The organism is Actinokineospora sp. NPDC051303, from assembly GCF_055586285.1.
Window position 1 is genome coordinate 54,566 of the sequence record NZ_JBVJIN010000009.1, and the last position, 21,875, is coordinate 76,440.

Annotated in this window: 16 protein-coding genes; 14 read left to right on the forward strand and 2 right to left on the reverse strand. The window is 71.2% G+C overall.

The window, feature by feature from the left end; translation table 11 throughout:
• Positions 1–51 precede the first annotated feature (51 nt).
• Positions 52–2,022, forward strand: a complete 1,971-nt coding sequence (locus tag ACZ6SD_RS09485) for a TIGR03960 family B12-binding radical SAM protein (protein ID WP_465316460.1) — start codon at positions 52–54, stop codon at positions 2,020–2,022.
• 40 nt (positions 2,023–2,062) lie between these two features.
• Here ACZ6SD_RS09485 and ACZ6SD_RS09490 read toward each other — a convergent pair whose 3' ends face one another.
• Entirely contained in the window at positions 2,063–3,451 is a 1,389-nt protein-coding gene (locus ACZ6SD_RS09490; RefSeq protein WP_465316582.1) for a S8 family peptidase, read from the reverse strand.
• Positions 3,452–3,669: 218 nt separating this feature from the next.
• Between ACZ6SD_RS09490 and ACZ6SD_RS09495 the strand changes: the two genes are divergently transcribed.
• The 6 genes from ACZ6SD_RS09495 (at position 3,670) to proB (ending at position 10,792) form a co-directional block, all read left to right on the forward strand.
• Positions 3,670–4,425 (forward strand): TIGR03936 family radical SAM-associated protein, encoded by a 756-nt coding sequence (locus tag ACZ6SD_RS09495; protein ID WP_465316461.1) that lies wholly within the window; start codon positions 3,670–3,672, stop codon positions 4,423–4,425.
• Positions 4,426–4,607: 182 nt separating this feature from the next.
• Complete coding sequence (locus ACZ6SD_RS09500) at positions 4,608–7,376, forward strand: translation initiation factor IF-2 N-terminal domain-containing protein (protein ID WP_465316462.1); 2,769 nt, start codon at positions 4,608–4,610, stop codon at positions 7,374–7,376.
• A 182-nt stretch (positions 7,377–7,558) separates the two neighbouring features.
• Complete coding sequence (gene rplU / locus ACZ6SD_RS09505) at positions 7,559–7,867, forward strand: 50S ribosomal protein L21 (RefSeq protein ID WP_091454655.1); 309 nt, start codon at positions 7,559–7,561, stop codon at positions 7,865–7,867.
• A gap of 15 nt (positions 7,868–7,882) precedes the next feature.
• Positions 7,883–8,140, forward strand: a complete 258-nt coding sequence (rpmA, locus tag ACZ6SD_RS09510) for a 50S ribosomal protein L27 (protein WP_465316463.1) — start codon at positions 7,883–7,885, stop codon at positions 8,138–8,140.
• Between the two features lie 91 nt (positions 8,141–8,231).
• Positions 8,232–9,668, forward strand: coding sequence for a GTPase ObgE (gene obgE, locus ACZ6SD_RS09515; protein WP_465316583.1), 1,437 nt, complete (start codon positions 8,232–8,234; stop codon positions 9,666–9,668).
• Complete coding sequence (gene proB, locus ACZ6SD_RS09520; RefSeq protein ID WP_465316464.1) at positions 9,665–10,792, forward strand: glutamate 5-kinase; 1,128 nt, start codon at positions 9,665–9,667, stop codon at positions 10,790–10,792. The genes obgE and proB overlap by 4 nt, the downstream gene beginning before the upstream one ends.
• A gap of 1,525 nt (positions 10,793–12,317) precedes the next feature.
• Here the strand turns inward: proB and ACZ6SD_RS09525 are convergent.
• On the reverse strand, positions 12,318–14,414 hold the full coding sequence (locus ACZ6SD_RS09525) for a RecQ family ATP-dependent DNA helicase (protein ID WP_465316465.1): 2,097 nt from the start codon (positions 14,412–14,414) through the stop codon (positions 12,318–12,320).
• Between the two features lie 279 nt (positions 14,415–14,693).
• Here ACZ6SD_RS09525 and nadD point away from each other — a divergent pair, with 279 nt between their 5' ends.
• The 7 genes from nadD to ACZ6SD_RS09560 all read left to right on the forward strand — a co-directional run bounded on the left by nadD (position 14,694) and on the right by ACZ6SD_RS09560 (position 21,511).
• Positions 14,694–15,284, forward strand: coding sequence for a nicotinate-nucleotide adenylyltransferase (gene nadD, locus ACZ6SD_RS09530; RefSeq protein ID WP_465316466.1), 591 nt, complete (start codon positions 14,694–14,696; stop codon positions 15,282–15,284).
• A gap of 98 nt (positions 15,285–15,382) precedes the next feature.
• Positions 15,383–15,769 (forward strand): ribosome silencing factor, encoded by a 387-nt coding sequence (rsfS, locus tag ACZ6SD_RS09535; protein WP_465316467.1) that lies wholly within the window; start codon positions 15,383–15,385, stop codon positions 15,767–15,769.
• Positions 15,766–16,380, forward strand: a complete 615-nt coding sequence (locus tag ACZ6SD_RS09540) for a histidine phosphatase family protein (RefSeq protein WP_465316468.1) — start codon at positions 15,766–15,768, stop codon at positions 16,378–16,380. Before rsfS ends, ACZ6SD_RS09540 begins: the two co-directional genes overlap by 4 nt.
• A 2-nt stretch (positions 16,381–16,382) precedes the next feature.
• A complete protein-coding gene (gene octT, locus ACZ6SD_RS09545) occupies positions 16,383–17,117 on the forward strand; it encodes a diglucosylglycerate octanoyltransferase (protein WP_465316469.1) in 735 nt (244 codons plus the stop codon).
• 88 nt (positions 17,118–17,205) lie between these two features.
• Positions 17,206–18,060, forward strand: a complete 855-nt coding sequence (locus ACZ6SD_RS09550) for a DegV family protein (protein ID WP_465316470.1) — start codon at positions 17,206–17,208, stop codon at positions 18,058–18,060.
• Between the two features lie 551 nt (positions 18,061–18,611).
• A complete protein-coding gene (locus tag ACZ6SD_RS09555; protein ID WP_465316584.1) occupies positions 18,612–19,139 on the forward strand; it encodes a ComEA family DNA-binding protein in 528 nt (175 codons plus the stop codon).
• Positions 19,136–21,511 carry a ComEC/Rec2 family competence protein gene (locus tag ACZ6SD_RS09560; protein ID WP_465316471.1) on the forward strand — a complete coding sequence of 792 codons (2,376 nt, stop codon included), beginning with the start codon at positions 19,136–19,138 and terminating at the stop codon, positions 21,509–21,511. The genes ACZ6SD_RS09555 and ACZ6SD_RS09560 overlap by 4 nt, the downstream gene beginning before the upstream one ends.
• Positions 21,512–21,875: the final 364 nt, after the last annotated feature.

Sequence of the window (21,875 nt, forward strand, 5' to 3'; positions counted from 1 at the left end):
CGGCTCGCTGCGTGCGAGCGCCATTCGGGTGAAGGGTTACCCTGGTTCACTGTGAGCGTCGAGTCTGTGTTCCCCCGCCTTGAGCCCCTGCTGCCCCGGGTGTCCAAGCCGGTCCAGTATGTCGGCGGGGAGCTGAACGCCACCGTCAAGGACTGGGACAGCGCCGCGGTGCGCTGGGCCCTGATGTACCCGGACGCCTACGAGGTCGGGCTGCCCAATCAGGGCGTCATGATCCTCTACGAGGTGCTCAACGAGATGCCCGACGTCCTGGCCGAGCGCACCTACGCGGTCTGGCCGGACCTGGAGAAGCTCATGCGGGAGCACGGCGTCCCGCAGTTCACCGTCGACGGCCACCGGCCCCTGGGCGCGTTCGACGTGGTCGGCGTCAGCTTCTCCACCGAGCTGGGCTACACGAACATGCTCACCGCGCTCGACCTGGCGGGCATCCCGCTGCACGCGGCCGACCGCGCCGTCGAGCACCCTGTGGTTCTCGCGGGCGGGCACGCGGCGTTCAACCCCGAGCCCATCGCCGACTTCATCGACGCCGCCGTGCTGGGCGACGGCGAAGAGGCCGTCGGCGAGATCACCGACATCATCCGGCAGTGGAAAGCCGAGGGGCGTCCCGGCGGGCGCGACGAGCTGCTGACCCGGTTGGCGGAGACCGGCACGGTCTATATCCCGCGCTTCTACGACGTCTCTTACCGCGAAGACGGCCACATCGACGCGGTCACGCCTAACCGAGACCGCGTCCCGGCCACCGTCGCCAAGCGCACGACCATGGACCTCGACGCCTGGCCGTACCCGAAGCAGCCGCTGGTGCCGCTCGCCGAGAGCGTCCACGAGCGAATGAGCGTGGAGATCTTCCGCGGCTGCACCCGCGGCTGCCGCTTCTGCCAGGCTGGCATGATCACCCGCCCGGTGCGGGAGCGGTCCATCGAGGGCATCGGCGCGATGATCCAGACCGGCCTTGAGGCGAGCGGCTTCGAGGAGGTGGGCCTGCTGTCGCTGTCCAGCGCGGACCACTCCGAGATCGGCGAGATCACCAAGCAGCTCGCCGACCGCTACGAGGGCACCAACACCGGTCTGTCGCTACCGAGCACGCGGGTAGACGCGTTCAACATCGACCTGGCGAACGAGCTGTCGCGCAACGGTAGGCGCTCCGGGCTTACCTTCGCCCCGGAAGGCGGCAGCGAGCGCATCCGGCGGGTCATCAACAAGATGGTGTCCGAAGAGGACCTCATCAAGACGGTGAGCGCCGCGTACGCCAACGGTTGGCGGCAAGTGAAGCTCTACTTCATGTGCGGCCTGCCCACCGAGACCGACGAAGACGTCCTGCAGATCGCCGAGATGGCTAAGAACGTCATCCGCGCGGGCCGGGAAGCCAGCGGGCGCAGGGACATCCGCTGCACCATCTCCATCGGCGGGTTCGTGCCCAAGCCGCACACGCCGTTCCAGTGGGCCGCGCAGTGCGATCCGGACACAGTGGACAGTCGGCTGCGGAAGCTGCGCGAGGCCGTCAACTCTGACCGCGACCGCAGCCTGGGCCGCAACATCGGCATGCGCTACCACGACGGAAAGCCCAGCCTCATCGAGGGACTGCTCTCCCGGGGCGACCGCCGCGTCGGCCGCGTGATCGAGCGGGTCTGGCGCGACGGCGGCCGGTTCGACGGCTGGAGCGAGCACTTCTCCTACGACCGCTGGGTTTCCGCCGCCGCGGCGGAACTGGAGCCGCTGCGCGTCTCGCTCGACTGGTACACCACCCGCGAGCGCGCCGAGGCCGAGGTCCTGCCCTGGGACCACCTGGACTCCGGCCTGGACAAGGAATGGCTCTGGGACGACTGGCAGGACGCGCTCGACGCCCGCGAGCAGGACGACTGCCGCTGGACGCCGTGCTTCGACTGCGGGGTCTGCCCGGCCATGGGCACCGACATCGAGATCGGTCCCACCGGCCGCAAACTGCTCCCGATCAGCCCGGTCGGTGTCGGCTCGCCCACCCGGAACCCGGCGCTTACCGGCCAGTGACAGGCGCTGACAGCGGGGACTACCAGCCTGTCGGTCAGGGCTAAGAGACCGCGGCAAGCGCGTCGACTAACCCGTGCCCGTAGAAGCTGTTGAACGGCGCGTACCCGGAGCAGTAGGCGTCCTGCCCGCCGGTGCCGTCGAGGTCGTAGTCGCCGGGGCACTCGACCGACTGCGCCTGCTCGGTGAGCAGCCGGGCGAGCCGCTGCGGGGACGCGTCGGGGCGCGTCGAGGCCAGCAGGGCCGCGACGCCGGTCGCGTGCGGGGCGGCCATGGACGTGCCGCACGACTTGGCGTAGCCGCCGGGGACCGTGGAGAGCACGCAGCCGTCGTGGGCCTGGTCGCCGCCGGGCGCGGTCACGTCGATCACCCCGAGGCCGTAGGCGCTGTACCCGGCCTTGAGCCGGTCGGAACTCACCGCGGACACCGCGACGACCCCGCGCAGCCCGCCGGGCAGCACCTTGCACGAGCCGTCGAGGTCCCGCCGCTCGCCGTCGGGGCCCGCGGTCTGCCCGTGCGGGTCGGCGAGGTCGACGCCCTCGTTGGACGCCGCCGCCACGGTCAGCACCCCGGCCTTCGTGGCGTGCTCGACCGCGCGGCGCACGGCCTCGTAGACCACGTGCTCCTCGTCCCGGTCGCAGGTAAGCGGCCACGGGTCAACGAAGTAGCTGTTGTTGGTCAGCGTCATGCCGGTCGCCGCGGCCCACATCAGCCCGCAGACCACGGCCTCCGGCCGCACGTACCCGTCGTCGCCGACGACCTTGACCGAGGCGACCCGGGCGCCGGGAGCGACGCCGGTGATGCCGCGCCCGTCGTCTGCCGCGGCGATGAGGCCCGCGACGTGCGTGCCGTGCGCCGAGGTCGTCGGCCGCCACGCGGCGGGCGCCGGGTCCGCCTTGCCGGTCAGGCACCCCGCCGAGCGCGTCGGGTCGAGGGCCGCCGCCAGGTCGGGGTGGTCGGGATCGATGCCCGAGTCGAGGACGCCGACGACAACGTCGCCGCTGCCCCGCTCCAGCGCCCTGGCCTCGTCGGCCCGGATCATGGCCATGTCCCACTGCTCGTCAGTGCGGTCTCTGGTGTCCACCCCACCGCTCGCGCTAGTCGTAAGAGAAGCCTTCTTAGCCGACTTACCGAGCGCCGCTTGAGCGCTGAACGCGCGGTGACGGCCCATCCGGTCCGCGAACCGCGGCTCCGCCGAGACGACGACGGCGACCGCGATCTCGGGGTGGTAGACCACGGTCGAGCCGCAGGCCGACGCGGTCTCGGCCGTCGCGTCGCCCGCGCTGGTGCCCGGGTCGAACAGCACGAGATAGCTCAGGTCGGGACCGTTGCCGAGGCAGGACGTCGCCCCGTCTTCCAGCGGCGCGCCCACGGCGGTCCCCGGGACTGCGAGCACGGCCGCGACTACCGCGACGCTTGCCGCTGCCGCCATCGTGCGGCGGAACAGAGGCACAGGCGACCTCCCAGTCGGGGCTGACCACTTTCGTGCGGACGCTAGCCAGACGGAGAGTCGGAAACAACCCGACGGCCTGAATTGGCGACCCCGGTACGGTGCCACTATCCCGGTTCACTCACCATTGGGATAAAACGAGACCAGCAGAAGGAGTAGTCCTGAGCCGCCAGGATCAGCCCAACCCGTCGGCGCCGCCAGTGCAGAAGATCCGCCTGCGTTACGCCAAACGCGGCAGGCTCCGCTTCACCTCGCACCGCGACGTCGCCCGGGCGTTCGAGCGGGCCCTGCGCCGCGCGGGCGTGCCGATGGCCTACTCGCAGGGGTTCTCCCCGCACCCGAAGATCTCCTGGATCGGCGCGGCGCCGACCGGGGTCGCCAGCGAGGCGGAGTACGTCGAGATCCAGCTAGTCGAGGCCGTCGACCCGGCGCGGCTCGCCGAGGTGCTCGACGCCGCGCTCGCCCCCGGCCTCGACGTGCTGGAGGCGGTCGCCGCGGGGCCGGGCGGGCTCGCGGAGCGGATGGAGGCCAGCCGCTGGCGCATCGAGCTGCCCGGGGTGAGCGTCGCCGAACTCCAGTCGGCGGTCGACTCGCTGCTCGCGCGCGAGCACGTCGAGGTGGAGCGGCTGACCAAGGACGGCAGACGGCTGATAGACGCCCGACCTGCGGTTATCCGAGCCGAAGTGCTGCGACCCGGCGGCCCCGGCGACGACGCGCCCGAGGGTGTGGGCACTGACATGTCCTACCCACAGGATTCGTGTGGGATACTACGTGTGGTCGTTCGGCAGACAACACCAGCCGTGCGACCCGACGACGTACTGAGCGCGCTCCGCGTCGTCGCCGCCTTGGATCCGCCGGTGCCCGCGAAGGCGACCCGGATGGCCCAGGGACGGCTTGACGACGATGGCGGTCTGTCCGACCCGCTGGCCCTCGACAGGCAGGCGGCCCTCGGTTAGCCCACTGCGGAGTCGGAGCGCCTCACCCGTGGTCGAACGACCTGCCGTCAGCAGGCTCCGGTCCCATGTCCGGAGCCGGGACGGTGACAGGCGAGGATTCCCGCCGCCTCGCGCGGTGGAAATGACAACTAGGCCCCTGAGCGGCCGCGTCTGGACGACGCGCCCGGGGGCGGAGGAGCTACATGTCGGATATGTCGACCCCTGCCGGATCCACCGGCGGGGCTGCCACCACACCCATCAACGCCGCCTTGGCCGATCTGCCAGCCAAGGTGCGCGTCCACGCGCTCGCCAAGCTGCTCGAAGTGAGCAGCAAGGACGTCATCGCCGCGCTCGCCGACCTCGGTGAGCCGGTGCGCGGCGCGCAGTCCAGCGTCGCCAAGGACACCGCGCTGCGGGTCGCCGCCGCGCTCGTCGCCGACACGCCGTGGGAGGTCGAGACCGCCGATGTCGAGCCGGAGGTCGTCGACGCCGCGACCGCGGCCGCGCTCGCGCCCGAACCGGAGAGCGCTCCCCGGCGCGTCCCGCCGACCCCGGTGTTCGCCTCGGCGTCGCCGCTGTTCCTGCCGCCGGAGCCCCCGGCGGCGGTCGCCCCCAAGCCCGTCCGGGAGCCGGTCCGCGAGCCCGAACCGGAGCCGGTCGAGGCCGAGGACCACGGCGCGGACGAGGACGACGACAGTTCGGCCAGCCGCCGCCGTCGGCGTGGCCGCCGCGGCCGCGGCCGCGGCAAGGGCGCCGCGGACGATGGCGTCGAGCAGACCGAGGACGAGCAGCGCCGCAAGCCGGAGCCCGAGGCGGACGAGCCCGAGGCCGAGTCCGCCGACGTCGAAGAGGACCAGGCCGACGAGGCGGGCGAGGGAGCCACCCGCCGCAGGCGCCGTCGCCGCCGCCGCAAGGGCGGGGACGACAGCGAGGCTGAGGCCACCGTTGACGACCCGCCGAACACCGTCGTGCACGTCCGTGAGGTTCGCGAGGTCCGTGAGTCCCGCGAGGCGCGCGACGAGAAGACCGAGTCGGCCAACGCCCGCGACGAGGTGCGCAGCGTGCGCGGCTCGACCCGGCTGGAGGCCAAGCGCCAGCGCCGCCGCGACGGCCGGGAGGCGGGCCGCAGGCGCGCCCCGATCCTGTCCGAGGCGGAGTTCCTGGCCCGCCGCGAAGCCGTCGACCGGGCGATGGTCGTGCGCGAGCACGGCGACCGCACGCAGATCGGCGTCTTGGAGGACGGCGTGCTCGTGGAGCACTTCGTCACCTCGTCGGGCACCGGGTCGCTGGTCGGCAACGTCTACCTCGGCCGGGTCCAGAACGTGCTGCCGAGCATGGAGGCCGCGTTCGTCGACATCGGCCGCGGCCGCAACGCCGTGCTCTACGCCGGTGAGGTCGACTGGGATGCCGCTGGCCTCGAAGGCAAGGCGCGCAAGATCGAGCAGGCTCTCTCCACCGGAGACAGCGTGCTCGTCCAGGTCACCAAGGACCCGGTCGGCCACAAGGGCGCCCGGCTGACCACGCAGATCAGCCTGCCCGGCCGCTTCCTGGTCTACGTGCCCGGCGGCGGGGCGACGGGCATCTCCCGCAAGCTGCCGGAGAACGAGCGGCGCAGGCTCAAGGACGTCCTCAAGCGGATCGTCCCCGAGGACGCGGGCGTGATCATCCGCACCGCGTCGGAGGGCATCAGCGAAGAGGAACTCGGCCGCGACGTGCGCCGTCTGCAGGCGCAGTGGCAGGTCATCAAGGACAAGGCCGAAGGCGCCAACGGCGTCAAGAAGGCTGGCGCGCCCTCGCTGCTCTACGAGGAGCCCGACCTGCTGGTCAAGGTCGTGCGCGACCTGTTCACCGAGGACTTCACCTCGCTGGTCGTCCAGGGCGAGACCGCCTGGGAGACCATCGACGCCTACGTCCGGCACGTGGCCCCCGAGCTGCTCGAACGCGTGCGCAGGCACGTCGGCCCGAAGGACGTCTTCGCCGAGCACCGCGTCGACGAGCAGCTGCTCAAGGCGCTCGACCGCAAGGTCTGGCTGCCCTCCGGCGGCTACCTGGTGATCGATCGCACCGAGGCCATGACGGTCATCGACGTCAACACCGGCAAGTTCACCGGGTCCGGCGGAAACCTCGAAGAGACCGTCACCCGGAACAACTTGGAATCGGCCGAGGAAATCGTCCGCCAGCTCCGGTTGCGCGACATCGGCGGCATCATCGTCATCGACTTCATCGATATGGTGCTCGAATCCAACCGCGACCTGGTGCTGCGCAGGCTCACCGAATGTCTCGGCCGTGACCGCACCCGCCACCAGGTGGCCGAGGTCACCTCGCTCGGCCTGGTGCAGATGACCCGCAAGCGGGTCGGCACCGGCCTGCTTGAGGCGTTCAGCACCACCTGCGAGCACTGCAAGGGCCGCGGCGTGGTGGTCTCCACCGAGCTCAAGATGTCCGCTCCCGCCGCGCCTGCCGCCCCCGCCGCGCAGGCGCCCCAGCCCAGCGGCCAGCAGGACAACCGCCAGCAAGACAACCGCCAGCAGGACCGGAGCCAACAGGACCGGGGCCAGCAGCAAAGCAGGCGCAACCGCGGCCGCGGCGGCTCCGACGAGCCCAAGGACCACGGCCGGGGCCAGGTCAAGGACCTGACGAAGGACCCGGCCAAGGACGAGGCCGCCAAGGTCGCCGTCCGCGACATCGCCAAGGCGACCAGCAAGGCCGCCGAGCAGGCCGTGGCCGAGCCGGTGGCGGCGGAGCACGCCGAGCGCAACGGGTCGGTCCCGGAGCCGGTCGTGGAGCGCGACCACGGCGGCAACGGCCAGGCGCCGCAGGCGAGCGAGCCGCAGCCGGTCGCCGAGGCCACGCCGGTGGCCGCCGAGCCGCGGCCAGCCGCCGTGACTTCCGCCACGCCGCGCCGCAGGACCGCGCGTCGGGCGGCTTCCCGCCCCGCTGGTCCGCCGGTCGCGGCGACCCAGGAAGGGTGATGGCGGGCATCACGCCGCGGTTAAGCCACCCCGGTTTGACCCTGATTGGATAAGGCACGTAACCTATGACACGGCCCGCCGCTCGGTGGGCTGTGTCGTGCGAAGCCCGGTTCGGAGAATGACTGCCGAACATCAGGGCGCGCATGGCCCCCATCGTCGAGTAGCAGGAGACTTCCGTCCCGATGTACGCGATCGTCAAGACCGGCGGCAAGCAGTACAAGGTGGCTGTTGGCGACGTCGTCGAGGTCGAGAAGCTCGAAGGCGCGCCGGGCACTGAGCTGAGCCTCGCCGCGGTGCTCGTCGTCGACGGCACCGACGTCACCACGGACGCGGGCGCTTTGGCGAAGGTCTCGGTGACCGGCAAGGTCGTCGAGCAGACCAAGGGCCCGAAGATCCGCATCCACAAGTTCAAGAACAAGACCGGGTACCACAAGCGACAGGGTCACCGCCAGAAGCTGACCCGTGTCGAGGTCACCGGCATCACCAAGTAGAGGACCTGAGCAGCCATGGCACACAAAAAGGGCGCATCCAGCTCCCGTAACGGGCGCGACTCCAACGCCCAGTACCTCGGTGTGAAGCGCTACGGCGGCCAGGTCGTCAAGTCCGGCGAGATCCTGATCCGCCAGCGCGGCACCAAGTTCCACCCCGGTGTGAACGTCGGCCGCGGCAAGGACGACACGCTGTTCGCGCTGGCCGCGGGCGCGGTCGAGTTCGGCTCGAAGCGCGGTCGCAAGACCGTCAACATCGTCCCGGTCGAGGTCTGAGTAGCGACCGGACCGACGCTAGACCCCCGACGAGGGGCGGGCTGGAGCGCATCCGGCCCGCCCCTCGTTCGTGTTTTCTGAGAGGAACCCCCTGGTGTCCCGATTCGTAGACCGAGTGGTCATCCATGTTGCCGCGGGCAGCGGCGGCAATGGCTGCGCCTCGGTGCACCGCGAGAAGTTCAAGCCACTGGGCGGCCCAGACGGCGGCAACGGCGGCAACGGCGGCAACGTCGTGCTGGTCGTGGACAGCAACGTGCACACGCTGCTGGACTTCCACTTCCGCCCGCACGCCGACGCCGCCAGCGGCAAGCAGGGCCAAGGCGCGAACCGCGACGGCGCCACCGGGGAAGACCTTGAGCTGAAGGTGCCCGACGGCACGGTCATCCTCGATGAGAACGGCGAGATCATCGTCGACCTCGTCGGCCACGGCACCCGGTTCGTCGCCGCCCAGGGCGGACGCGGCGGCCTCGGCAACGCGGCGCTGTCCTCGAAGGCCCGCCGCGCGCCCGGGTTCGCGCTTCTCGGCGAGCCGGGGGAGACCCGCGACCTGGTGCTGGAACTGCGCTCGGTCGCCGACGCGGGCCTGCTCGGCTTTCCGTCCGCGGGTAAGTCGTCGCTGATCTCGGTGTTGTCCTCGGCCAAGCCGAAGATCGCCGACTACCCGTTCACCACGCTCGTGCCCAACCTCGGGGTCGTCACCGCGGGGGAGTCGGTCTACACCATCGCCGACGTGCCCGGCCTGATCCCGGGCGCCAGCCAGGGCAAGGGACTGGGCCTGGACTTCCTGCGCCACATCGAGCGCTGCGCGGTGCTGGTGCACGTCATCGACTGCGCCACGTACGAGGCGGACCGCGACCCGATCTCCGACATCGACGCGCTGGAGCAGGAGTTGGCCCGCTACACCCCGGCTCTCGGCGGCGACCTCGCCGACCGGCCCCGGCTGGTCGTGCTCAACAAGATCGACGTGCCCGAGGCCCGCGAGCTGGCCGAGTTCGTGCGGCCGGACATCGAGGCGCGCGGCCTGCCGGTGTTCGCGGTGTCCACCGCGTCCCGGGAAGGGTTGCGGGAGCTGAGCTTCGCCCTGGCCAAGATCATCGAGGACGACCGGGCGAGCAAGCCCGCGCCCGAGTCCACCCGGGTAGTCCTGCGGCCCACCGCGGTCGATGACGCGGGCTTCACCGTGGTCGCCGACCCGGAAGACGCGGAAGGCTTCATCGTGCGCGGCGAGCGCCCCGAGCGGTGGGTGCGCCAGACCGACTTCAACAACACCGAGGCCGTGGGCTACCTGGGCGACCGCTTGGCCCGCCTGGGTGTGGAGGAGGCGCTGGCCAAGGCGGGCGCGCGCCCGGGGTGCCCGGTCACCATCGGCGGCGTCACCTTCGACTGGGAGCCGTCGACGCCAGCGGGGGTCGCGATCATGATGCACGGCCGGGGCAGCGACCCGCGCCTGGAGCAGAACGAGCGCGTCACCGCCGACGAGCGCAAGGCCGCCAAGATCGCCCGCCGAATCCGCCCCGAAGACGAGTGAGCACCGCCCGCTCCGCCACCCGCGACACCATCGCCGCGGCCCGCTTGGTCGTGGTGAAGGTCGGCTCGTCGTCGCTCACCACGGCCGCGGGCGGCCTCGCCCCGGCCCGCCTGCACGCCTTGGTCGACGCGGTGGCCGCCCGCCGCACGGCGGGGAGCCAGGTCGTCCTGGTCTCGTCGGGCGCCATCGCGGCGGGCATGCCCCCGCTGGGCATCACCCGCCGCCCCCGCGACTTGGCGACCCAGCAGGCAGCGGCCAGCGTGGGCCAGATCGTGCTGGGCCACGCGTATGTCGCCTCGTTTGGCCGGTACGGCTTGCAGGTCGGCCAGGTCCTGCTGACCGCGGACGACGTCGTGCGCCGCGCGCACTACCGCAACGCCCAGCGGACCCTGTCCAGGCTGCTCGCCTTGGGCGTGGTCCCCGTGGTCAACGAGAACGACACGGTGGCCACGGAGGAAATCCGGTTCGGCGACAACGACCGCCTGGCGGCTTTGGTGGCGCACCTCATCGGTGCCGACGCGCTGGTCTTGCTGTCCGATGTGGACGGACTCTACGACGGCGACCCCCGCCTGGGCGCCGCCCGCCGCATCGATGAGGTGGCCGACGAGTCCGATGTGGAGGGCGTCGAGGCGGGCACCACCGGGGCGTCCGGCCTGGGCACCGGCGGCATGGCGTCCAAACTGGCCGCCGCCCGCCTGGCGTCCGCCGCGGGCGTGCCGGTCCTGCTAGCCGCAGCCGCCGACGCGGCGCAAGCGTTGCACCGGGCCGATGTGGGCACTGCGTTCGCCACCAGCGGCCGCCGCCTCACCTCCCGCCGCTTCTGGCTCGGCTACGCCGCCGACGCCTCCGGCGTCCTCACCCTCGACGACGGCGCCGTCACCGCGGTCGTAGACCGCCGCCGTTCCCTCTTGGCCGCCGGCATCACCGCGACCAAAGGCGAGTTCCAAGCAGGCGACGTGGTCGAACTAGCCGATTCCACCGGCAAAGTCATCGCCAGAGGCATCACCAACTTCGACGCGGCCGAACTAGCCACGATGATCGGCCACTCCACCCACAACCTCCCCGCCAACCGCCGCCGAGAAGTGGTCCACGCTGACGACCTGGTCCCCCTCCACCGCCACTGACCTACGCTCCCCCTTCCACAGCCTTACTCCCCGACCTTCGCTCAGTTGCCGTATTCCCGACCAGTCGCCTCATCCGCTCAGTCGCCCCCTTCCCCAGCCGCCTCATGCGCTCGGTCGTGCACGCTCGCTCGGCCGCTGCATGCTGGCCGCTGCGCGCCCGCTTGGCCCACTGCGTGCGCGGTTGGGTCGCACACGGCTGGTTCGGTTGTCGCGTGCTCGCTCGGTTGCCGTACGGCCGCTCAGTTGTCGCACCCGATCGGCTGCTGCTTGCCTATCGCCCGCCCGGTGAGGTGCCGCATTGCTGTTCGGTTGTCGCACGCCCGTCAGGTGCTGCATTGCTGCCCGTGTGTCGCACCCCGCTCGGTCGCCGCGCGCTGCTTGGCCGTCCCGCGCCAGTCAGGTTCCGTACACCCGGTCAGTTGTGCACGACCGACGGTCGTGCGCGCCCGGTCGGGTCGCACGCGGCTGGTTCGGTTGTCGCGTGCCCGCTCGGTTGCCGTACGGCTATTCAGTTGTCGCACCCGATCGGCTGCTGCTCGCCTACCGCACGCCCGGTGAGGTGCCGCATTGCTGTTCGGTTGTCGCGCACCCCGTCAAATGCCGCATAGCTGTCCGTGTGTCGCACCGCGCTCGGTCGCCGCGCGCCAGTCAGGTTCCGCCCACCCGGTCGGTTGTGCACGACCGGTCGGTCGTGCGCGCCCGCTTGGCCGCTGCCCGCGCGGTTGGGTCCCACACGGCTGGCTCGGTTGTCGCGTGCTCGCTCGGTTGCCGTACGGCCGCTCAGTTGTCGCACCCGATTGACTGCCGCTTGCCTGTCGCGCGCCCGGTGAGGTGCCGCATTGCTGTTCGGTTGTCGCGCGCCCGGTCAGGTGTCGCATAGCTGCTCGGTTGCCGCACCGCGATCGGCCGTCGCGCGGCTGCTCGGCCGCCGCGCGCCAGTTAGGTCCCGCACGCCCGGTCGGTCGTGCACGGCCGACCGGTTGCCGCACAGCCGCCCAGCTGTCCCACGCCCGATCAGGTTCCTCACCTCGCATAGCTGTCCCGCGCCCGCTTAGCTGCCACGCCCGCTCAGCTGGCTCACCCCGTTCAGATCACCCTCCCCTTCAATTGCCCACTCGCTCCACTCAGGACCAAACCGCTGCGTTCGGCGGGCAGGCACAGACCCGCACCCACGCAAGGGGCACCAAGACGGCTTGTCGGCGTGGTGCTCGTAAAGCGCCGCTCACAAGCACCACACGCCACCACTGACCGACCGAACCCGCCTGGTTGACCTCGCGCGCCGCATCCTTCGCCGCGCCACCCTCGGCATCCCCTTCGTGGGAAGCCCCATCCCGTTGACGGCGTCCACCGGCCACCGCGCATCCGCTCTGGGACTCCGCCACTGCTCCCAGGCTCCGCGCCCGTCCTGCCACGTCTGGCCCCGGGCACTCGCCTGGCTCGTTTCTGGCCCGCGCCAAGGCGGCCGCGTCCACCGCCCCTGCCACACCCAACGACGGCAGCGAACCTGGGCAGGCGCGGTTTGAGTTCAGCTCGTCGTCGCCAAGGCGAAAGGCATCACCCCATCCGCGCCAGCCTTGCGCAGCAGCGCCGAGGCCACCGTCACGGTCCACCCCGTGTCGATCCGGTCGTCGACCAACAGCACCGGCCCCGTCACCTCGGCCACCCGCGCCGCCAACTCGTCCGGCACCTGGAGCGAGTTCCACAGCCACGCCAGCCGTTGGGCGCTGTTCGCCTGGGGCGCCGACCGCCCACTGTGGACTTCGCCCAGCAGCGGCAGCCTGCCGATCGTCGCGATTCGTTCGCCGAAGCTCGACACCAGCCTGGGTCGCCTGCTCGACCCGACCGTGACGACCCCCACCGGTCGCTCCGCCCAACCCCAGGCCGACAGAACCTTCACACAGGCGTTGAACACGTCGTCGGGAACCACGTCGTCCTCAGGCGCGGCGAACAGCTCACGCAAGCGGTTGCCCCAGCCGATGTCGGTCAGCCGCCCCAGCGCTCGACCCGGCTCCGCCGCCAGCCCCGGGGCGATCTTCCCCGCCAACGGCACACCAAGCGCGGACATGCCCGTCGGCCACTGCTTCTTCGGCGTCACCTCCACCCCGGGCCTGCGCAGCCGCTCCTCGGCCGCCGCCACGCCCGCGCCGGAGACCTCGGCGCTCCAGTGCTGTCCGGTGCAGTTGTCGCACCGGCCGCACGGCGCGGCGTGCGGGTCGTCGAGTTGGCGCAGCAGAAACTCCATGCGGCAGCCATCGGTCGCCTGGTAGTCCAGGATCGCCCGCTGCTCGGCCTCCCGCGCGGCCGCGATCCGCTGGTACCGCTCGGCGTCGTATTCCCAGCTCGCCCCCGTCGACTCCCACCCGCCGCGCACCCGCCGCACCGCGCCGTCGACATCGAGCACCTTGAGCACCATCTCCAGCCGCCCCCGCGACAGGTCCACCCGCGGTTCCAGGGCCGGTGTCGACAGAGGTTTCCCCGCCTCAGCGAGAGCGCCGAGCACCGTGCGCACCACATGCTCGGCGGGGAACGCCAGCGAGGCGAAGTAAGACCAAATGTCGCGGTCCTCCGTGCCGGGCAAGAGCACGACGTCCGCTCGCTTGACGCCACGGCCCGCACGGCCGATCTGCTGGTAGTAGGAGATCGGCGACTGTGGCGCGCCGACGTGCACCACGAACCCGAGGTCGGGTTTGTCGAATCCCATGCCCAGCGCGGACGTGGCGACCAGCGCCTTGACCCGGTTGGCCAGCAGGTCCTCTTCGGCGCGCTGCCGGTCGGCGGCCTCGGTGCGCCCGGTGTAGGCGGTCACCTCGTACCCGCGCTCACGCAGGAACGCGGCCAGTTCCTCGGCCGCGGCGACCGTGAGCGTGTAGATGATCCCCGATCCGGTGAACGAGGCCAGGTGCTCGGCGAGCCACGCCAGCCGGGCCTGCGCCGTGGGCAGCCGCAACACGCCCAGCCGCAGACTCTCCCGGGCGAGCGGGCCACGCAGGACCAGCGCGTCGCTCTCGGCCAAGGCAAGCTGCTGGGCGACGTCGCGCACCACCCGGTCGTTGGCCGTGGCCGTCGTGGCGAGCACCGGGACGCCTTCGGGCAGCTCGCTGAGCAGTGTTCGCAGCCTGCGGTAGTCCGGCCGGAAATCGTGGCCCCAGTCGGAGATGCAGTGCGCCTCGTCCACCACCAGCATCCCGGCCGACGCCGTGAGCTTGGGCAGCACGGCGTCCCGGAAGTCTGGATTGTTCAGCCGTTCGGGGCTCACCAGGAGCACGTCGACATCGCCGTCGGCGACCGCGTCGTGCACCGCCTCCCAGTCCTGCGGATTCGCCGAGTTGATCGTGGCCGCGCGCACCCCCGCCCGCGCCGCGGCCTCCACCTGGTTGCGCATCAGGGCCAGCAATGGCGACACGATCACCGTCGGCCCCTCGCCCAGCCCCCGCAGCAGCGCCGTGGCCACGAAATACACCGCGGACTTGCCCCATCCGGTGCGCTGCACGACCAGCGCCCGTTTGCGCCCGGCCACCAGCGCCTCGATGGCGGTCCACTGGTCGTCGCGCAGCCGCGCGTCCGGGCCCGCCAGGGCGCGGAGCCGGTCTTCCGCGGAAGTCCGCAATGCTGTTTCGTCCACACCTCGTGCTTACCCCACCGCCCCGACGGGCGTCGAACCGCCCGCGGCTCGCCTGTGGATAACTTGAGATCTTGAACGGCGCCGCCAATCGGCGTCATAGGCCGTGCGGACCCGCGTCTCCTCGTCGCGGGCACGGCGAGGGACGAGTGCACGGGCTCGGTCCCGCCAGGCTCGGCCACGATGTGTGGGCGGCGTGCGTCGAACGCCCCCCGTCGGAGACGTCGCCCACACATCCCCGCATGCCAAGACGCGGCGCTCGCGCCGTCGTAGGCTCCGGCCATGGCGCGCCGGATAGGGATCATGGGCGGCACCTTCGACCCGGTGCACCACGGGCACCTGGTCGCCGCGAGCGAGGTGCAGGCCCGGTTCGACCTGGACGAGGTCATCTTCGTGCCGACCGGGCTGCCCTGGCAGAAGGGCGACCGGGAGGTCAGCGCCGCCGAGGACCGCTACCTGATGACGGTAGTGGCCACCGCGTCCAATCCTCGGTTCTCCGTCAGCCGGGTGGACATCGACCGCAAGGGCGTCACCTACACCGTGGACACCCTGCGTGACCTGCGCTCCACCTATCCCGACGACGAGCTGTTCTTCATCACCGGCGCGGACGCCCTGGAGCAGATCCTGTCCTGGCACCGCGTGGACGAGCTGTTCACCCTGGCCCACTTCGTCGGCGTCACCCGGCCGGGTTACCACCTCAAGGACGCGCATCTGCCCAGCGGATCGGTAAGCCTGATCGAGGTCCCGGCGATGGCGATCTCCTCGACCGATTGCCGCAAACGGGTCGCCGCCGGGGATCCGGTCTGGTATCTCGTTCCCGATGGTGTCGTCCAGTACATCTCCAAGCGCGGCCTCTACGCGCCCGAACAGTGACAGACAAGCCCCCAACCGGTCCTTCCTCGCCAACCGAGGTGCGGGCACGGGTAGTCTCGACGGGTTCAACCTATCGAGAAACCGGACTGAGGAGTGACGTGGCAGCGACGCACGACGCACGCGAACTGGCATTGGTCGCGGCCAACGCGGCCGCGGACAAGAAGGCCAGCGACGTGATCGTGCTGGACGTCTCCGACCAGCTCGTGATCACAGACTGCTTCGTGATCGCCTCCGCCGCCAACGAGCGGCAGGTAGGCGCGATCGTGGAGAACGTCGAGGACAAGATGCGCGAGGCGGGCACCAAGCCGGTTCGCCGAGAGGGCGCCCGCGAAGGCCGGTGGGTCCTGCTCGACTTCGTCGACGTCGTGGTGCACATCCAGCACGCGGAGGAGCGCTCGTTCTACGGCTTGGAGCGGCTGTGGAAGGACTGCCCCCGTATCGAGTTCGACGCGGCGCCACCCGCGGAGGAGGAGAGCGCCCCGTGACATTGCGCAGACTCGTGCTCTGGCGGCACGGGGAAACCGACTACAACGCCTCCGGACGGATGCAGGGCCACCTCGACTCCAACCTGACCGAGGTGGGGTGGAACCAGGCCCGATTCGCCGTGCCCGCGCTGGCCCGGTTCTCCCCGGACGTCATCGTGGCCTCCGACCTGCGCCGCGCGACCGACACGGCCACCGTGTTCAGCGAGGCGATCGGCGTGCCGCTGCGCATTGACAAGCGCTTGCGGGAGACGAATCTCGGCCTTTGGCAGGGCAAGACCAGCGCGGAGGTCGATGAGGGGTGGCCGGGCGGCCGCGCCCAGTGGCAGACCGACGCGACCTGGACTCCGCCTGGCGGGGAGGCCCGAATCGAGGTCGCCGCCCGGGCCACCGAAGTCGTCACCGCGCTGGACGAAGGAACCGAAGAGACCGCCGTGTTGTGCGCGCACGGCGGCCTGATAACCGCGCTTACCGGCAGCCTCTTGGGGCTGCCGGTGGTCAACTGGTGGCAGCTTGGCGGCATCAGCAACTGTCACTGGACAGTGCTGGCGCGCCGGGAGACCAGCGGCTTGGCGTGGCGCCTGATCGCGTACAACGCGGGCATCACCGGCTAGACATGTCGTCGCCAACCGTGCTGATGTTCGGCGACTCGCTGACCTTCCACGGCCCAGACGGTCCCCATCCCGCTGACGATCCCCGCCTCTGGCCGAACCTGGCCGCGGCAGCCATCGGCGGCCGCGCCGAGCTGTTCGCTGGCTTCGGCTGGACCGCCCGCGACGCGTACTGGTCGCTCGTCGGCGACCCCCGGGTGTGGGCTCAGCTTCCGCACGCCGATGTTCTGGTCCTCGCCGTCGGCGGCATGGACACGCTGCCCTCGCCTCTGCCCACTTACCTGCGGCAGGGCATCCGCTACCTGCGCCCAGACAGCTTGCGCCGTTGTGTCCGACAGACCTATCTGTCGGCTCTGCCCTGGTTGGCGCGGATAACCCGAGGCAAGCCCGTCGCGTTGCCCGCCGAGCTGACCGTCCGCTACCTCGATGAGACTCTGGTCGCCATTCGCGCCCTGCGGCCCGACCTTCCCGCCGTCGCCATCCTCCCGGGAGTGCACCGCTCCCGGGCGTACGGGTACGTCCACACGGCCCGCGACCACGCCGTGGCCGAGATCCGCCGCTGGGCGCACAGCGCGAACGTGCCCGTGCTCGACTTGGCAGAAGTCATCGGTGAGCACGTGCTCAGCGGACACGGCAATGTCGACGGCATCCACTGGGGTTGGCGGGGCCACGAACTGGCTGGCAAGGCCCTCGCGGAGGTCGTCGGGCCGCTGCTGGATCGCGCGCGGCGCGCGACGTAGTTTCCCGGCTTTGAGCAACCAGGGCGGCCCTGTGGATCGGGAATCCCACCTGCCGTGATCCACAGGACACGCCTTAGGCTTCGGCATCGTGCCGTTCGCCGTAGTCACCGACTCGACCGCGTATCTGCCGGAAGGCTTCGCCGACCGGCACGCGGTCCGGGTGGTGCCGCTCCTGGTGCGTGTGGACGATCGAGAGGGCCGCGACGGTGTCGACTTCGGCCCCGGTGAACTCGCGGAAGCGCTCACGCGGCACCGCGTGGTGACGACCTCCCGCCCCAACCCCGACGAGTTCGCCGCCGAATACCGCCGCCTTCTCGACGGCGGGGCGGATGGCGTGCTGTCCGTGCACCTGTCCCGGCGGCTCTCCGGGACGTGGGAGTCGGCTCGGGTGGCCGCTGAGGAGGTCGGTGCGGACGTGGTCCGTGTGGTCGACTCCCGCACGACCGCCATGGGCCTCGGGTTCGCCGCCCTGCGCGCCGCCGCGGTCGCGGCGGGAGGCGCTGGGGGAGCGGAGGTGGAAGCCGCCGCGGTAGAGGCGGCGGAGAACACTAAGAGCTTCTTCATTGTTGAGACGTTGGAGTATCTGCGTCGCGGAGGACGGATCGGTGCGGCCGCCGCCCTCCTGGGCACAGCGTTGTCCATGAAACCCGTTCTCCATGTCCACAATGGCGAGATAGTGCCGTTGGAGAAAGTGCGCACGACCAGCCGGGCGTTGGCCCGCTTGGTGGACCTTGCCGTGGCCGCGGCGGGCGACGAGCCGGTCCAACTGGCGGTGCACCACCTCGCCGCCCCCGATCGCGCCGCTGAACTCGCCACCCGCTTGGACGAGCGCATTCCGCGGTCCGCTGGTTGCGTGGTTTCCGAGTTGGGCGCCGTCATCGGCGCGCACACCGGCCCCGGAGTTCTCGGCGTTGTACTCTGCCCTGGCCGTTTTGACAACTGAGTTATCCACATAGGACGGAGTTGTCCACAGGCGACGGAGACGCCTACCCACGGCCTTGATTCGTCCCTAGCGTTGGTGCTATGCCACAGATCAACGCCACTCGCGCAGCTCAGATGGACGCCGTCCTGGCCCGGTTGACCACCATCGCGGCCCGCCCCTGGGACGAGCCCCGACCCGAGTCGCAAAATCCGCGACAGCCTCCGGATATCGGTTTCTCCAGCGCGCCCGTTCGCCGCAGAGACCAGCCTGACCTCCTGCCAGGTCAAGAACCGCGGCCGGATTCCGAACGCCAGCAGACGCCAGCCGGGGCCATTCCGTGGCGGCGCTTCTTCACCCGCCCCGATCGAGACGTATCTGATCCATCTTTCTTGGCGCGGCCCACCAGTTCGCCTGATCCCGGATCACCGGATTCTGAGTCTCCTGAATCCGATCCCCGGGTCGAGCGAAGGTTCCCGTGGCGCCGTCCCACAGGCCATCTCATCCGCCGGTTCACCCCGCACAGCCCGCCTGATCGACGCCGGGTTCCGATTCCGCTCATCGCGGGCTTGACCGTGGTCGTCGCGGTGGTCGCCGGGTTTGTCGCTCTTTCCGACTCCCCGGTAAAAGAGGTGCCGCCCAATTTGGCCGCTGCCACCGTCGACCAGGCCAACCCAAGTCCGAGTGTCGCGGCCGAGGTTGTGGTCGACGTCGTCGGCAAGGTCGGGAGCCCAGGTATCCGGTCGCTCCCGGATGGGGCGCGGGTCGTGGACGCGCTCCGGGCCAGCGGCGGCGCCCTGCCCGGCGCCGACCTGAGCGCGCTCAACCTCGCCCGCAAACTCGCCGACGGTGAGCAGATCCACGTCGGCGTCCCCGCACCCGTCGATGCCCAGACCGAGCAACCGGGCGCGCTCGTCAACCTCAACTCGGCGTCCTTGGCGCAGCTGGACACCTTGCCCGGGGTGGGCAGCGTCACCGCCCAACGCATCCTCGACTGGCGCACGCGCCACGGCCAGTTCACCAAGGTCGACCAGCTCCATGAGATCGAGGGCATCGGCCCGGCCCGGTTCACGACCCTGCGCGATCTCGTCACGGTCCGATGAACCAGCCGCCACCCGACCCGAGACCGCACGACTGGCGGCTGTTGTCCGGCGCGCTGGCGGTGTGGCTGTCCGCGCTGCTGGGACTGCTCGTGCACTGGTCGCTGACGGTGGTCGTCGGCTGCCTCGCGGCTCTAGCCGGGGCCGCCCACACTCGACGCCGTGAGCGCCGCGGGCGCGAGTCCGCGCGCGATGGGCCCGTTCGGCTGGCCGCCGGTGTGCCGCTGTTCGTCTGCGGCGTGCTCGCCGTGTGGCCGGTCGCCGCGCGGATCCACGAGGCCGCGGCGGACCCGCTCCGGGCGGAGGCGGCCCGCGGCGCGGCGGCCCGTCTCCAGGTCGAGGTCGTCGAACGGCCCAAACCTGTGCGCGCGGCCGGATTCGGCGGCCTGCCGTCCGGGGTGCGCTCGGTCGTCGTGCCCGCCGTTGTGGCGCCCTCCGGGACCCGGATCCTGATTCTGGCCCCGGTGGACCGGTGGGCGGCATTGCTGCCCGGTCAGCGGGCCGTGGCCGAGGGCACGCTCGCCCCGGCGGAGGGCGGCACGCTCACCGTGGCCGTGCTTCGCGCCCGGGGGTCACCGGCGTCCGTCGGCGACGCGCCCGCCTGGCAACGGGCCGCCCACGCGCTCCGCGCGGGCCTCCGGCAGGCGTCGGGCGTGCTCGAACCCGAGTCCGCCGGGCTGCTGCCCGCGCTCGTCGTCGGTGACAAGGACGGCATGTCCACCACGGTCGAGGACGAGTTCCGCGTCGCCGGGATGTCCCATTTGCTGGCGGTCAGCGGGGCTAACCTCGCCATTGTCTGCGTCGCCGTTCTCTACCTGTTGCGGTTGGTCAGGATAGGGCCGCGAGGGTCGGCGGCCGGTGCGCTGTGCGCGCTCGTCGGATACGTGATCCTGGCCGGTCCGGAACCCAGTGTTCTGCGGGCCGGGGTCATGGGCGCGGTCGGCCTGCTCGCCCTCGCTCTCGGGCGGGAACGGTCCGCGTTGCCCGCCCTCGGAGCGGCGGTGATCGTGCTCGTCGTGCACGACCCGGCGATGGCCGTCGCCTTCGGGTTCGTGCTGTCGGTGCTGGCCACCGGTGCGCTGGTCCTGCTCGCGCCGAGGTGGACGCGGCGGCTCACGCGGCGTGGCGTTCCCCGGATCGTGGCCGAGGCGCTCGCCGTGCCCGCGGCGGCGCACCTGGTGACGGCGCCGGTCGTGGCCGGGATGAGCGGTCAGGTCAGCCTCGTCGCGGTGGCGGCGAACCTGGCCGCCGCTCCGGTCGTCGCGCCCGCGACGGTCCTCGGGGTGCTGGCCGCGTTGGTGATGCCGGTCCTGCCGTGGCTCGCGGAGTGGCTGGCGCGCCTTGCCGGTCCCGAAGTCGGGTGGCTGGTCGCGGTCGGCCGGACCGCGGCCGGGATGCCGGGAGCGGCCCTCGACTGGCCCGCGGGGTGGTGGGGCGGGGCGGCGCTGCTCCTGACAGCCGTCGGGTTGGCTGTGGCGATGCGGCGGCGCACGGCGCGGTTGGTGGTCGGGTTGGGGCTCACCGCTGTTCTGCTGGTGGTGATTCCGGTCCGGGTCATCGCTCCGGGCTGGCCGCCGTCCGGTTGGGCCGCGGTCGCGTGTGACGTCGGTCAAGGGGACGCGATCGCACTGTCCACAGCGGACCCTGACAGGGCGGTGCTGGTCGACACCGGCCCCGAATCGGCTCCGACACGCGAGTGCCTGGACCGGCTAGGGGTCGACCGGATTCCTCTGGTGATCCTCAGCCATCTGCACGCGGACCATGTGGGCGGCCTGTCGGCGGTCTTATCCGGCCACGCGGTCGGCGCTGTCGCGGTCGGTCCCGGGCGGGCGCCTGCGTGGGCCTGGCGGCAGGTGCGCGAGGAAGTGGCCGACGCCGGGGTCCCGCTCGTGCAGTTGACGGCTGGGCAGCGACTGAGCTGGCCGGGCCTTGCCGTGGAAGTCCTTGCCCCACAAACGAAGGAGGATGAGCCTGCCGAACCGGACGGCACACAGATCAACAACCGCTCGGTGGTGCTCCGGGCCACCACCCGGGCTGGACGGCTGCTGCTCACCGGGGACATCGAACTCGCCGCTCAGGCCGACCTGCTGACCGCGGGCGTCGACCTGTCCGCCGACATCGTCAAGGTCCCGCACCACGGAAGTCGATACACCGCGCCGGAGTTCCTCGCGGCCACCGGTGCGCGGGTGGCGTTGGTCAGTGTGGGCGCTGGCAACCGCTACGGCCATCCGAGCCCGCGCACGTTGGGAAGCCTTACCCAGAAAGGAGTTCTAATTGTCCGAACCGACACCGGAGGCGATTGCGCGGTAGTCGAGGACGGGGGGAGGCCCGCCGCGATGGTGCGCGGCGAGCCCAGATCCCCTCCTGGCCGCTGAATCTCGGCGGGCCAGCGGCTTCGCCACGCCACCGCCCTTGGCGCGGCCGGGAACGCTGCCGGGGAACTGAATCTCGCCGGGGAACCGAACCTGCTGGGTACTGAATCTTCCTGGGGACCTGAACCTGTTGGGGGTGCTGAATCCTGCTGGGGACCTGAACCTGCCGGGGAACTGAACCTGCCGGGAACTGAAACCTGCTGGGAACTGGGCCGGCTGGGCGCTGAACCCGATCCGATGGCTGAGAACTTCGGGCGGGTGATCGGCCGCGCCCTGACTCGTGGGCGACAAGGCGCTGTCCGGGGAGTTGGGCTGGGTGTGCGGTGTGTGGAACGGCAGTGGCCGCACCCCGCCCGGGGTGCGGCCA